General features: G+C 71.3%; 9 protein-coding genes. 4 read left to right on the top strand and 5 right to left on the bottom strand.

All coding sequences use genetic code 11. From position 1 onward, the window contains the following. Positions 1-272: 272 nt before the first annotated feature. Positions 273-2,639, top strand: a complete 2,367-nt coding sequence (locus E9998_RS14550) for a ribonucleoside-diphosphate reductase subunit alpha (protein ID WP_136530424.1) — start codon at positions 273-275, stop codon at positions 2,637-2,639. A gap of 99 nt (positions 2,640-2,738) precedes the next feature. Next, a complete protein-coding gene (locus tag E9998_RS14545; protein ID WP_136530423.1) occupies positions 2,739-3,734 on the top strand; it encodes a ribonucleotide-diphosphate reductase subunit beta in 996 nt (331 codons plus the stop codon). A 95-nt stretch (positions 3,735-3,829) separates the two neighbouring features. Here E9998_RS14545 and E9998_RS14540 read toward each other — a convergent pair whose 3' ends face one another. After that, on the bottom strand, positions 3,830-5,698 hold the full coding sequence (locus tag E9998_RS14540) for a serine/threonine-protein kinase (protein ID WP_158299810.1): 1,869 nt from the start codon (positions 5,696-5,698) through the stop codon (positions 3,830-3,832). 448 nt (positions 5,699-6,146) lie between these two features. After that, the gene (locus tag E9998_RS14535; RefSeq protein ID WP_136530421.1) at positions 6,147-9,536 is read right to left on the bottom strand and encodes an adenylate/guanylate cyclase domain-containing protein; all 3,390 of its coding nucleotides are present in this window, start codon (positions 9,534-9,536) and stop codon (positions 6,147-6,149) included. Positions 9,537-9,820: 284 nt separating this feature from the next. Here E9998_RS14535 and E9998_RS25720 point away from each other — a divergent pair, with 284 nt between their 5' ends. Together E9998_RS25720 and E9998_RS14525 are read left to right on the top strand one after the other, a co-directional pair. Then, entirely contained in the window at positions 9,821-10,414 is a 594-nt protein-coding gene (locus E9998_RS25720) for a hypothetical protein (RefSeq protein ID WP_192907096.1), read from the top strand. After that, positions 10,411-11,355, top strand: coding sequence for a hypothetical protein (locus E9998_RS14525; protein ID WP_136530420.1), 945 nt, complete (start codon positions 10,411-10,413; stop codon positions 11,353-11,355). The genes E9998_RS25720 and E9998_RS14525 overlap by 4 nt, the downstream gene beginning before the upstream one ends. 50 nt (positions 11,356-11,405) lie before the next feature. Here E9998_RS14525 and E9998_RS26780 read toward each other — a convergent pair whose 3' ends face one another. The 3 genes from E9998_RS26780 to E9998_RS14510 all read right to left on the bottom strand — a co-directional run bounded on the left by E9998_RS26780 (position 11,406) and on the right by E9998_RS14510 (position 13,466). Further along, positions 11,406-11,528, bottom strand: coding sequence for a PIN domain-containing protein (locus tag E9998_RS26780; protein WP_275669516.1), 123 nt, complete (start codon positions 11,526-11,528; stop codon positions 11,406-11,408). A 289-nt stretch (positions 11,529-11,817) separates the two neighbouring features. Beyond that, entirely contained in the window at positions 11,818-12,033 is a 216-nt protein-coding gene (locus E9998_RS14515; protein ID WP_136530419.1) for a hypothetical protein, read from the bottom strand. Positions 12,034-12,344: 311 nt separating this feature from the next. Then, positions 12,345-13,466 (bottom strand): GuaB3 family IMP dehydrogenase-related protein, encoded by a 1,122-nt coding sequence (locus tag E9998_RS14510; RefSeq protein ID WP_136530418.1) that lies wholly within the window; start codon positions 13,464-13,466, stop codon positions 12,345-12,347. Positions 13,467-13,484 lie beyond the last annotated feature (18 nt).

Raw genomic sequence — 13,484 nt, 5'->3', positions numbered from 1 at the left:
ACGCGCGGCATAGGCTGACTCCGCGGAAACCCCCGAGCCTAGCGGACACGCTGGGAGTTCAGTGACCGAAACCCCGGAAAAACGCAACATCTTGGGGGCACCCCAGTGCCCGACCACAACATGTATGATTCTGCACTGTCAGGTCGGTGCTGTCGAACTCCACTGCCATCACATGCCGTAATCGCATGGAGAGGGCCGCGCCGCCGTGCCGTCAGAGCGCGGCCCGCAGCGGGCCGGGCGCCACAGCAAGCACAGCACGAGGGGATGCAGAGATGACCGGGCTCGCCACCACGCCATCCGCCACCACCGCACCGCAGCAGCGGAGCCACGACCAGGGTCCCGCCGCCCGGGTCGCCGACCGCATCCGCGTCCACGCCGTCGGGCTGCCCGACGTCGACGCCGAGAAGGTCATCGCCCAGATCGAGGCCGGCCTGTGGCCGGGAGCGACCGAGAAGGGCCTGCGCGAGCGGGCCGTCGAGATCACCTCGTCGAGCGTCGCCTCCGAGCCGACCTACTCCAAGCTCGCCGCCCGCCTCCTCGCCGAGCACATCGCCGACGAGACCGCGGGCGAGGGCGTCACCAGCTTCACCGCGTCCATCGCGGCGTGCCGCGACAACGGCCTGCTCTCCGAAGACCTCGTCGCGTTCGTGGAGGCCAACGGCGCCGCGCTCGACGCCGTCATCGACGAGACCGCCGACGACCGCTTCGAGTACTTCGGGCTGCGCACCGTCTACGACCGCTACCTGCTGCGCCACCCCGAGCACCGCACGGTCCTCGAACGCCCGCAGTACTTCATGCTCCGCGTCGCGTGCGGCCTGAGCCAGTCGGTCGAGGAGGCCGCCGAACTGTACCGGCTCATGTCGGCCCTCGCGTACCTGCCCTCCTCGCCGACGCTGTTCAACTCCGGGACGCGCCGCCCGCAGCTGTCCTCGTGCTTCCTGCTCGACTCCCCCAAGGACGAGCTCGACTCAATCTACGAGCGCTACAGCCAGGTCGCACGCCTGTCGAAGTACGCCGGCGGCATCGGCATCGCGTGGTCGCGCGTGCGTTCGCGGGGCTCGCTCATCCGCGGCACCAACGGGCACTCCAACGGGATCGTGCCGTGGCTGCGCACCCTCGACTCGTCCGTGGCGGCGGTGAACCAGGGCGGGCGACGCAAGGGCGCCGCGTGCGTGTACCTGGCGACCTGGCACGCCGACATCGAGGAGTTCCTGGAGCTGCGGGACAACACCGGCGACACCGAGCGCCGCACCCACAACCTCAACCTCGCCAACTGGATCCCCGACGAGTTCATGCGCCGGGTCGAGGCCGACGCCCAGTGGTCCCTGTTCGACCCCAAGGAGACCCCCGAGCTGGTCGACCTGTGGGGCGAGCGCTTCGACGAGGCCTACCGGGCCGCCGAGGCCGCCGGGAAGGCCCGCAAGACCATCCCCGCCCGCGAGCTGTACGGGCGCATGATGCGCACCCTCGCCCAGACCGGCAACGGCTGGATCACCTTCTCCGACACCGCGAACCGGACCTCGAACCAGACCGCGCGCGACGAGAACGTCATCCACCTCTCGAACCTGTGCACCGAGATCCTGGAGGTCACCAACGACTCCGAGACCGCCGTGTGCAACCTCGGATCGGTGAACCTCGCCGAGCACTGCACGAGCGAGGGCTTCGACTTCGAGCGGCTCGAACGCACCGTCGCCACCGCCGTCAAGTTCCTCGACCGCACCATCGACCTCGGCTTCTACCCGACCGCCGAGGCCGAGAAGGCCAACCGCAAGTGGCGCCCGATCGGCCTGGGCTGCATGGGCCTCGCCGACGCGTTCTTCAAGCTCGGGCTCGCCTTCGACTCCGAGGAGGCGCTCGCGCTCTCGACCGCGATCGCCGAGCGCATCGCGATCGTGGCCTACGAGACCTCCGCGCGTCTCGCCGCCGAGCTCGGGGCCCACCCGAACTTCGCCGAGACCCGCGCCGCCGACGGCGTGCTCCACACCGACCACTACCCGAACGCGCGGATCACGCTCGATGCGCGCTGGGACGCCGTCCGCGAGCGGATCGCCGAGCACGGCCTGCGCAACTCGCTCATGATCGCCATCGCGCCGACCGCGACCATCGCCTCGATCGCCGGGTGCGCCGAGTGCATCGAGCCGGTCGTCTCCAACGTCTTCAAGCGCGAGACGCTCTCCGGCGAGTTCCTCCAGGTCAACCGCCACCTCATCGCCGAGCTCAAGGAGCGCGGCATCTGGAGCGAGCAGGTGCGCCAGGCCATCGTCCTCGCCGAGGGCTCCGTCCAGGGCATCGCGGCGATCCCGGCCGACCTCCAGGAGCGCTACCGCACCGCCTGGGAGCTGCCGCAGCGCGCGCTCATCGACCTCGCCGCCGCCCGCACGCCGTTCATCGACCAGGCCCAGTCGCTCAACCTGTTCCAGGCCTCGCCGACCATCGGCAAGCTCTCCTCGATGTACCGCTACGCCTGGCAGCAGGGCCTGAAGACCACGTACTACCTGCGCAGCCGCCCGGCCACGCGCATCAACCAGACCACGGTCAGCGCCCAGGCGGCCGAGCCGCAGCCGACCGAGCTGGAGGTCATCCCTGCCGACATCGCGTGCTCCCTGGAGAACCCGGAGAGCTGCGAGGCCTGCCAGTAGGACCCGGGGCGGCGGGGCCCAGCGCCCCGCCGCCTGCTCACACCCCTGCGCTCAAAGCCCCTGCGCCCCAAGCACACCGCGACACGAGAGGACCCGCCCATGCTGCTCGACCCAGGTATGGACCTGACACTGCGACCGATGAAGTACCCGGACTTCTACGAGCAGTACCGGGACGCCATCAAGAACACGTGGCACGTCGAGGAGGTCGACCTCGCCTCCGACCTGACGGACCTGGCCGGGTTCACGCCCCAGGAGCAGCACCTCATCCACCGCCTCGTGGCCTTCTTCGCCACCGGCGACACCATCGTCGCGAACAACCTGGTGCTCAACCTGTACCAGCACGTCAACTCCCCCGAAGGGCGCCTGTACCTCTCGCGCCAGCTCTTCGAGGAGGCCGTGCACGTGCAGTTCTACCTGACGCTGCTCGACACCTACCTGCCCGACCCCGAGGAGCGCGCCAAGGCCTTCGACGCGGTCAACAACATCCCCTCGATCAAGCGCAAGGCCGACTTCTGCTTCAAGTGGATCGACTCGGTCTTCGACATGCAGGAGCTCAAGACCGCCGAGGACCGCCGGACCTTCCTGCTCAACCTCATCTGCTTCGCCGCGTGCATCGAGGGCCTGTTCTTCTACGGCGCCTTCGCGTACGTGTACTGGCTGCGCAGCCGGGGCCTGCTCGACGGCCTCGCGACCGGCACCAACTGGGTCTTCCGCGACGAGTCCTGCCACATGAACTTCGCGTTCAGCGTCGTCGACATCGTGCGCCAGGAGGAGCCCGAGCTGTTCGACGACCGGATGCGCCAGCAGGTCACCGACATGCTGGAGGAGGCCGTGGAGGCCGAACTCCAGTTCGCCGAGGACCTCATCGGCGAGGGGATGCCGGGCATGACCGTCAAGGACATGAAGTCGTACCTGGAGTACGCCGCCGACCAGCGCCTGGTGCGCCTCGGCATGCCCAAGAAGTGGGGCTCGGAGAACCCGTTCCCGTTCATGGCGCTCCAGGACGTGCAGGAGCTGACGAACTTCTTCGAGCGCAGGGCGACCGCCTACCAGGTGGCCGTGGAGGGCAAGGTCGACCTCGACGAGGAGTTCTGATCCGAGGCCGTGGCCCGCGGTGATCCGCGAACCCAGTCCCGCCACGGCGAAGAGGGCCCGGCACCTGTGGTGCCGGGCCCTCTCGGTGTCTTGCGCTACTCGCCGCGGGCGAAGGTCATCGTCGTGGCCTCCTGGCCGTCCTTGAGCTGCGCGACGCACAGGAACGTGCCGTCGCCGGGGACGTGGACGTCGGTGACCCAGTCGATCGCGTCGCCGGCGATGAGCTGCGACAGCGGGCCGCCTTCGAGCTGGCCGTCGACGCACGCGCCGGCGACGGTCGCGTCGGCCCTTGCGGCCTCGGCGTCCTCGACCCCTTCGGGCAGCTGACCGGTCGCGTAGGCCTCCCACAGGTGCGGGCCGTCGCAGGTGGCCGCGGCGAAGTCGCCGTCGAAGCAGGTCGGCTCGGCGACGCACCCGGCGCCATCGGTCTCCAGGGTGCAGGTGCTCACGTAGTCGGCGGCCGCGGACTGCTCGGCGAGCCCGGCGGTCTCCTCGGAGTCGAAGAGCCAGACGCCGCCGGTGATGAGCAGCGCGAGGACGATGAGGCCCGCGGCGCCCATGCCGATGAGGCGCCCGACGCTGGAGCCGGTGTCGCCTTCTTTCAGGCGCCGTTCCTTGCGGGTCAGGCCGGTCTCGTTGCGCGCGATCGGGACGGGGAGGCGCGAGTCGTGGTCGTCGCGGGCGCCGCCTGAGGAGAAGGACTGCCACTTAGCGGTCTCGTCTGCGAAGCCGCCAGGTTCGTCGAAGGGCGCACCCGAGGGCGGGCTCATCGGCGGCGGGCTGGAGACGCGCGGCGCGGCGGCGCGTTCAGGCGGGGAGGGCCTGAAGCCTTGGGGCGCTTGCGGTTCGGGGGCGCGCCGGGGGGCCTGGTCGCGGCGGCGGCTCGGCGCGAGGCGGAGCGTGGAGGGCGACTCGCCCGCGCCGCCCAGATCGGCGTAGCCGGGCTCGGGGGCCGCACCGCGGGCCTCGGGGCGCGGCGGGGAGGCGTAGGCGCCGTACATGCCCTGGGGGGCCGGGGAGACGGGTTCGCGCTGGGGCGGGGGGCCGTCGGTGACGCGCGGGAGGATGCCGGTCGAGGCCTCGGGGATGCTCGCGAGGAACTCCCGGAACTCGACGGCGGTCGGGCGCCCGTCGGGGTTGTTGATGAGGGCCGTGCGCAGCATTTCGAGCAGGAGGGGCGATATGCCGGGGATCGCCGGGATCGGCCGGTCGAACAGGGCCGCGACGTCGTTGATGTCGAGCACGCCGTCCGAGGGGAAGCGCGGGGGGTTGCCGCTGAGCATCGCGTAGAGCGTGGCCGCGAGCGAGTAGACGTCGGCGCTGGGGCCGACCTCGCGCATCTGGAAGATCTCCAGGGGCGCGTACGCGGGCGTCGCCATGGTCGAGACGGGCTCGCCGGGCTGCGGGACCGGGATGAGGCTGGAGAGGCCGAAGTCGGCGAGGACCGCGTGGCCCTGCTGGTTGACCAGGAGGTTCGCGGGCTTGACGTCGCGGTGGACGATCCCGGCCTCGTGCGCGGCGGCGAGGGCGTCGGCGATGCGGATGCCGATCGCGATGGTCTGCTGCGGCGCGATCGTGGTGTGCCGGTCGAGCAGGTCGGCGACCGAGCCGCGGCAGCGCTCCATGACCACGTACGGGTTGGCCTGGTGGGTGAGGCCCGCGGAGATCATCTTGACCACGCACGGGTGGTCGGAGACGCGCCCGGCGGTCTGGACCTCGCGGCGGAAGCGCTCGCGGGAGGCGTCGTCGGTGAGCGGCCGGGCCTCGATCTTGACGGCGACCTCGGTGCCGTCGTCGTACCGGGTGGCGCTGTAGACCGTGGAGTACGCGCCCCGGTCGATCTCGGTGAAGCCGGTCAGGCGCTCGATCCCCTGGAGGAGCGATTCGGGGTCGGCCTCCTGGCGGAATCCGGGAGGGGCGAGGTGGGGACCGGTTGGAGCACCGTAGGACGAGATGGTGTCCACTGGGTACAGCCTCCGTTCTCGGCGACGCTCGCGAGCCGCCGATCAGCCTAGTGTCGAGCCTGGAGCAGGTGGGAACGCGGTCTGCGGTGGGGGGCGTTCCTGACCTCGGTCCCTTCGCTCGGGCCTGGGGGATCCGAGTCATGGGACCTTTGACGCATAACGTTACGGCAACGCGTCCATGATTCTGTATACCCCTGGACGAAAAGGCACCGACAACTGGCCGAACGGATGAGGTGTCGCTTCCCGTGCGGCAGAAGCGGGTGACGCATAGTGAACGCATCCCCCGTGCGGCGCGCGGGAGGGCGGACGGTCCGACTGGAACCGGTCGCGGTCCGTGAGGGCCGCCTCCGGCAGGGCCGTCCGTCCACCCGCTGCGTCGTCTGCACCCCTCAAGGTTCCCAGGGCGCGGCGAGGTCGCGGCGCACAGCGCGTGCGATCGAGAAGGGTCTCAGGCCACCGGGGCGTTCGCGAGGTAGGACTCGGCCCAGGCGGTGCTCTCGGGGTCCTCGCCGAAGGACTTCAGAGCGGTGCGGGCCCACGCGGCGGCCTCGTCGGTGCGGCCCTCCTCGTCGAGCAGGCGCGCGTAGCGGGCCACGATGGCGCGGCGGGGCCGACCCAGGGCCGGCTCGTCGTAATGCGCCGCAAGGGGTTCGAGCATCCGCAGGGCCTCGGCTCGGTCGCCCTTGGCGGCGCGCACGTCCGCCAGGAGCGCGGTGTTGGCCGCGCGCCCGGGTTCGAGCACGTCGTCGGTGAGCAGCGCGAGCGCCTCCTCCGCGGCGGCCTCGGCCGTGGCCGGGTCCCCCGCTTCGAGTGCGCAGCGGCCTCTGAGGTTGTGCGCCAAGGAGATCAGGAGCGGGTGGCCGGTCTTGGCGCCGTACTCCTCGGCGGTCGCGGCGAGGTCGAGGGCGTGGTCGAGCGCGCCGATCGAGCGGGCCGCGAGGGCCCGCACGTACTTGGCGAAGCCGCGGCCCCAGTCGTCGTCGATGCGCTCGAAGTCGCGGAAGGACTTGCGGGCGGCCGCGTCGGCGCCCGCGGGGAGGCCGAGCCCGATCTGGGCGGCGGCGCCGATCGCGCGCAGCAGCCCGACGGCGAACACGTCGCCCGAGCGCTCGCCGATCGGCATGAACACGTCCGACAGCCGCTTCGCCTCGGTGAAGCGCCCGGCCATGAGCAGGGCGAACGCGGAGACGCCGCGGACCCAGGCGCGCCCGACGAGGTCCATCTGGCGGGCGAAGGCCTTCGCGGCCTCGCGGAGCACGTCGTCGGCGCCGTCGAAGTCGCCGCGGGCCACCAGGACCCACGCGCGGTGCTGGAGGGCCCAGGCCAGGCGCTTGTCGTCGCCGACGCCGTAGGCGACGTCGTAGGCGTCGAGGAACCGGGCCTCGGCCTCGGAGAGGTGCCCGGCGAGGAAGTCGAGCAGTCCGATGCGGCACTGCGCGTCGCAGCGCGGCCCGGCCAGGCCCTCGCGGCGCGAGAGCGCCAGCGCGGCCGTCCAGGCGCCGCGGGCGGCCTGGAGTTCGCCCTTGTAGCGGTGGAGGCGCCCGCGCAGCAGGAGCAGCTGGGCGACGAGTTCGGCCTCGTCCTCGGGGAAGTCGTCGCCGAAGAGGCGCCCGGAGGGGTGCTCGTCGTCCTCGTGGTCGTCGGCGGGGATGAGGCCGATGTCGACGGCGAGGCCTTCGATCTCGGCCTCGGCTTCGACGGTGCGGCCGAGGCGGGTGAGGGCGCGGCCGCGCAGGAGGCGGTCGTCGGCGCTCAGGGGGGCGAGGCGTTCGACGCCGTTGAGGAGGGCGACGGCGCGTTCGGGCTCGGAGGCGTCCATGGCGCGGACGGCCTGCTTGCGGACGGCTTCGACGGCGAGCGGGAGGACGTTCCAGACCTCGTCGAGCGCTTCGATCTCGACTTCGCGGGCGAGGGTGACGGCCTGTTCGGCGTGGAAGACGACGAGGTCGTCGGCGCTCTGGCCTTCGAGTTCGGTGTCGGCGGCCCAGCGGGCGATCTCGGCGTGGGCGTGGGCGGCGTCGGCTTTCCCGATGGGCGCGTAGGCGGCCTGGCGCAGGAGCGGGGTGACGAAGCGGTAGCCGCCGTAGGAGCGGCGGCGCAGCATCCTGCGGTCGAGGAGTTCCTGGAGGGCGCGTTCGAACTCGCCGGGGACCTCCTTCTCGAGCAGTTGCGTGGCCTCGGGGGGCACGGCGTCGCCGAAGATGGAGGCGGCGCGCAGGAGGGCGCGGGCGGCCGGTGAGAGGGCGTCGATGCGGGCGCCGAGGACCTGTGCGAGGTCGCGGGAGAGGACGCGTCCGGTGAGGGACCCTGCGGCGAGTCGCCACTGGTCGCCGTCCGCGGTAAGCAGGCCCTGCTCGGTGAGGAGGGTGACGAGTTCGGCGAGGTAGTAGGGGTTGCCCTGGGCGAAGCCGAGGAGGCGGTCCTCGTCGGGTTTGGGCATGCGGCCGCCGCCGAGGAACTCGCGCAGGAGGCGGGCGGCGTCGGCGCCGGCGAGCGGCGGGAGCGGGTGGACCTCGGCTTCGGAGATGCGGGTGAGGACGCCGGAGGAGCGGGTGAGTTCGGGGCGGCCGTAGAGGATCACGAGGACGGGGCCGTGGATCTTGGCGAGGGCGACGCCGAGGGCGTCGATGCCGTCGAGGGAGGCGGTGTGAAGGTCGTCGATGTTGAGCACGAGGGGGCCGTGGGTGGCCATGTGCGTGATGAGTTCGGCGACGGCTTCGGGGATGGTGTACGCGTCGGACTGCTGGCCGGTGAAGCCGCCGGGGCGGTCGGTGGCGCCGGGTCGGCCGTGGCCGAGGAGGCCGAGCAGGAGCGTGATGTTGAGGCGGCATTCGCCGTGGTCGGCGTGGCCGTCGGCGATGCGGCGCAGTTTCGTCTCGGCGGTGGCGCGGTCGTCGTCGAAGCGCAGGCCGGCGGCTTTGCGCACGAGGTCGGCGAGGGGCCCGAAGCGGCGGCCCTCCCCGTAGGGGGCGACGCGGACGGTGAGGACGCGGGCGCCGCGCTCGGTGGCGACGGTGCGGACTTCGCGGGCGAAGCGGGTCTTGCCCATGCCGGCTTCGGCGGTGTGGATGAGCACGAGCGGCTCGCCGCGGTCGATGACGGCTTCGAGGCGGCCGGTGACGCGGCCGATCTCGGCGTCGCGTCCGATGAACGGCGCGGTGTCGCCGAGGCTGGCGCGGGTGCCGGGCTCGTCTTCGAGGCCGAGGAGCTGGAACACTTCGACGGGCTCGCGCTTGCCCTTGAGGCGCACGGGGGTGAGGCGGCGCCAGGCGGCGGCGTGCTTGGTCGCGCGCATGGTCTCCTCGCCGGCCCAGACGGTGCCGACGGAGGCCACGTCGCACAGGCGCGCGGCGGTGTTCACGGTGTCGCCGATGACGGTGTACTCGAGGTTCGCCTGCATCCCGGCGACGACCAGGCCCGAGCGGAGACCGATGCGCAGCCCGATGGGCAGGCCGCCGCCGGACTCGGCCTTGAGGAGCCTGCGGACGCGTTTCTGCATGGCCTGCGCGGCGCGCACGGCCCGCTCGGCGTCGTCCTCGTGCGAGAGCGGCGCACCGAACACGGCCATGAGGCCGTCCCCGGTGAGCTTGTCGACGTGCCCGCCGAACTCGTTGACGGCGGAGACGCACTCCGCCAGGAGCCGGTCGGTGACGGACGAGACCCGTTCGGGGTCGAGGCTCTCGGACCAGGTCGTGAAGTCGGAGAGGTCGCAGAACAGCACCGTGACGTAGCGGCGCTCGGTCTGCGGGGCGGTCGCCTCCGGAGAGAGCGGCGCGCCGCAGTTGTGGCAGTAGCGCGCGCCGGGCACGGTGAGTACGGAACAGAACGGGCAGGTCACAGCAGCACCAACGCCGAAAGCCGGGTGTGTTGTTCCCCACTCCTTGTGGGAATGGGGTGCTTCTCGCGCTTCACGCTGGCAAGGATACGTGGCCTAGCTGACAGATACCTGTGCGCGGAGCCACAAACCGCCGAGAAGCGGACCAACCCTCATCCGAACAGACGACCCCCGCCTCACTGAAACCGGACGCCCCGCCAGTACTCCGCCGACACCCNCCCCCCCCCCCCCCCCCCCCCCCCCCCCCCCCCCCCCCCTCGCGACTCCGAAGCCCGAAAGACACCCAAATGAACACCGCCCCCGATTCGGCGCCGCCCCCGGCCGAGGACCCCCCGCCGCGGACCCTGCTCTACGGCCTGCCGCCGATGCCGCCGCCTCCGGACGAGAACCCGGCCCCCGATCCGACGCCGCCTCCGGACCCGCGGACGGTGATTACGGTCCGCCACAACCGGCGCCTGGGCTGGTGGCTGGCGTCGATCGGGTGGCCGCTGTGGGTCCTCTCCTCTTGGGGAGTGTTCGCCTTGGACGTGGAGGACTCGCTGCTCCAGTTCGAGATGTTCCTGCCGATCTACGCGGCGATCCTCGGGACCCAGCTGCTGTTCATGGGCCCGGCGCTGCACTACGACACGCGCACCGGGCACCTGTGGGGTTCGGGCTGGACCCGGTCGGGACTCGGGAAGTGGCGCGCGGGCGACCGCATCGAGTACTCCGTTCACTTCGGCGCCTTGGAAATCCTGCGGCCCGACGGCAGGCGGCGCCGGATCGTGCGCGGTTCGGCCCTGCTGAACCGCCAGGACTGGACCGCCTTCGTCGACGTGTTCCTCGCCCACCAGAACGCCCGCGCCGCCGCCGAGCACCCGGCTCCGAAGCAGTCGGCATGAACGGCGAGAACGCGGCGGCACCACCCGGCGAAACCCCCGATCCGGCTCGGATCGTGGTGCGGGCGAGCCTGGTTCGTTGTCTGATCACGGCAGCCCTAGGGCTGCCGGTGGCTGCGGTGCTCGTGCTGCACGATCCTCCGAGCGCGGCGGTCGACGGGCTGCTGCGCCTCGGCGGGATCCTGATCGGTATGGGGGCGCTGGGCCGGATCGCACTGGTCGTGCGCCGCTGGTATTTCACGTTCGACACGAGGCGTCGAACGGTCACCGCCTCGGGCAGGTGGCGGCATAAGGGGACCTATCCGGCACGCGGGTACGAGCGGATCGAGTACTCCGTCTACGACTCCCGGGTCTACGAAGTGAGCGCCGACGGCAGACGGCGCCGCCTGCCGATCCGACGACGGGTCGCCGACCGGCGCGATTGGGCACGGTTCGTCGACCTGCTCATGCGGGACCTGCCGGCTCCGACCACTGAGCGCCGGGTCGAGACGGTCGAGGTCAGGCTGCGGCGAGTTCGCCTCCTCGTGACCGGCACGGTCATGTTCGCGGCGTATGTCGCGGCCTCTTATCTGTTGCCCCAGGCCAACAGCCGATTGGAGGACCTGCTGCGGGGCTTCGTCTGCGGCTTCCTCATCGGGATTTCGGTGGTGCTCGTCAGGTTTGCCCTGTCGAAGCGCTACCTGTCCTTCGACCTGCGGACGGGGCGGCTCCACGGCCCGGGTGCCAAGCATTGGTGGCAGTCCTGGCCACATGGCCGCTTCGCGCGGATCGAGTACTCCGTGTACGACGCCCGCCTGTACGAGGTCCGCACCGGAAAGCGGCACCGCCTGCCGCTCTACCGCTGGGCCGCGAACCCGGCGGACTGGAAGGCGCTGGTCGATGCGCTCCTGACGTCGTCGCCGGACAGCGAGGATGCCGCCGAAGACCGCACGGACCACCGGTGAGGGCACGACCCAGGCCGAGGCCGTCGGCGGTGAGCCGGTTCCAGCAGGAACTAGGGCAGGAGTGTGAAGGCGTCGACGTGGGCGGGTCGGACGATGTTGAAGTGGCGGTGGTCGATCGTGGCGACCTCGCGGATGCGTAGGCGTTCGGCGAGCGCGACGACAGACGCGTCCACGGCACCGAGGGGCAGATCGGCGTATTGCTCGACCAGATCGGCGATGCGCAGCAGCTCCTCATCGGTGGTCGGGCTGAGCGTCAGCGCCCCTGAGGGTCGGCGAGCCCGCGCAGGAAGGCCGCCTCGGCCTTCGAGCCGCGGTTGCGGTCGAGGAGCCAGCAGACCTCGGTGAGCACGGGCGAGGGAATCAGCAACGGCACTCGGACCGTGCGGAACTACGCGACGCAGCGGGCGTGATGGTGGTCGTCGGTGTCCATGAGCGCCAGCAGGGGACCCGTGTCGACAACGATCAACGGTCATCGTCCTCGTCGCGCAGGATCTCCTCGTGGCGCTCGGCGAGGTCGCCTCGGCCAGAGGAGAAGGACCCGATCCAATCGGGCAGCGCCGCCTCGTCGCGCGCGGGATCGGGCATGGCGTATCGAGCGCGAATCCAGGTGAGCGCCTCGGCGGCCTGCGGCTCGCCCAAGTCCTCGACCAGACGATGGAGCAACTCCTTGCTCGTCATCTCGACACCTCCAGTACTCGTCGATCCCAAACGTACGGGGTCGGGGTCCTATGGCTTGGATTCACGGTCGGTCATCGCCCGAGGCGCGGTCGCCGAGCGTGCAGTGCAGGCCCGACACGTGGAGGGAGGGTGTCATCGTCGCCATCGGTGTCTCGGGGGCATGGGCGCAGCGGCGCGCCGGGCGCGGCGCCGTGGGAAAGTCGCGGGTGGGGATCGAGTCGATGGCATCCCACCGGATGCGAAGGGGCGCTTGGGGAAACGGCCGAGGCCCGGTCCCCGTGGTGCGGGGGCCGGGCCTCGGTGCGGCTCGGTCAGGCGGTGACGAGGCTGGCCTTCTGGAATTCCTTGACGGTGGTGTAGCCGGTCTTGGCCATGGCCCGGCGGAGGCCGCCGAAGAGGTTCTGGCTGCCGTCGGAGGAGTTGCTGGGGCCGTAGAGGATCGCTTCGAGGTCGGGGACCTCGACGTCGCCGGAGTCGCCGGGGCGGAAGCGCCCGCGGGGGAGCTTGGGGTGCGAGGCGGCGGAGTGCCACCAGGCGCCGGCGGCCGGGGACTCGGCGGCGTCGGCGAGGATGGAGCCGAGCATGACCGCGTCGGCGCCGCAGGCGATGGCCTTGGCGATGGCGCCGGAGTTGGTGATCTCGCCGTCGGCGATGAGGTGGACGTAGCGTCCGCCGGTCTCGTCGAGGTAGTCGCGGCGGGCCGCGGCGGCCTCGACGACGGCCGAGGCCATCGGGACGTCGATGCCGAGCACGGTGTCGGTGGTCGACCAGTCGTCGGAGCCGACGCCGACGATGACGCCCGCGGCGCCGGTGCGCATGAGGTGCATCGCGGTCTTGTAGTTGGTGGCTCCGCCGACGACGACGGGGACGTCCAGGTCGGCGATGAACTGCTTGAGGTTGAGCACGTCGCCGCCGGAGGAGACGTGCTCCGCGGAGACGATGGTGCCCTGGATGACGAGCAGGTCGACGCCCGCTTCGACGGCGATCGGGCCGAGCTCGGCGGTGTGCTGGGGGCTCATCCGCAGGGCGGTGGTGACGCCGCCGGCGCGGATCTCGGCGATACGCTCGGTGATGAGCTCGGGCTTCACCGGTTCGGCGTAGATCTCCTGGAGCCGCTCGATGGCGTTCTCGGCGGGCGTGTCCGCGAGTTCCTTGAGCAGCGAGGTGGGGTCGACGTAGCGGCACCACAGCCCTTCGGCGTTGAGCACGCCGAGGCCGCCGAGGCGGCCCATCTCGATCACCGAGGCCGGGCTCATCGTCGCGTCGGACGGGTGCGCCACGGCAGGGATCTCGAAGCGGTAGGCGTCGAGCTGCCATTCGGTGGAGACATCGTCGATGTCCCTGGTCCGCCGGGTCGGCACGAGCGCCACTTCGGACAGGCGCCACCCGCGCGCCACGATCTTGCCGGGGCCGATCTCGACCAATTCCCGCACAGTCACACCTCGCAAAGT

Origin of the sequence: Glycomyces paridis (genome assembly GCF_004912155.1) — a bacterium.
Taxonomy (GTDB): Bacteria; Actinomycetota; Actinomycetes; order Mycobacteriales; family Micromonosporaceae; genus Glycomyces; species Glycomyces paridis.
The sequence above is the reverse complement of the archived record's forward strand: the minus strand, read 5'-3'. Positions and strand labels throughout refer to the sequence as shown.

Excerpts from the sequence above, each read along its gene's own strand:
- E9998_RS14550 (WP_136530424.1), top strand. The coding sequence starts at position 273 with ATGACCGGGCTCGCCACCACGCCATCCGCCACCACCGCACCGCAGCAG.
- E9998_RS14525 (WP_136530420.1), top strand. The coding sequence starts at position 10,411 with ATGAACGGCGAGAACGCGGCGGCACCACCCGGCGAAACCCCCGATCCG.
- E9998_RS14545 (WP_136530423.1), top strand. The coding sequence starts at position 2,739 with ATGCTGCTCGACCCAGGTATGGACCTGACACTGCGACCGATGAAGTAC.
- E9998_RS14515 (WP_136530419.1), bottom strand. The coding sequence starts at position 12,033 with ATGACGAGCAAGGAGTTGCTCCATCGTCTGGTCGAGGACTTGGGCGAG.
- E9998_RS25720 (WP_192907096.1), top strand. The coding sequence starts at position 9,821 with ATGAACACCGCCCCCGATTCGGCGCCGCCCCCGGCCGAGGACCCCCCG.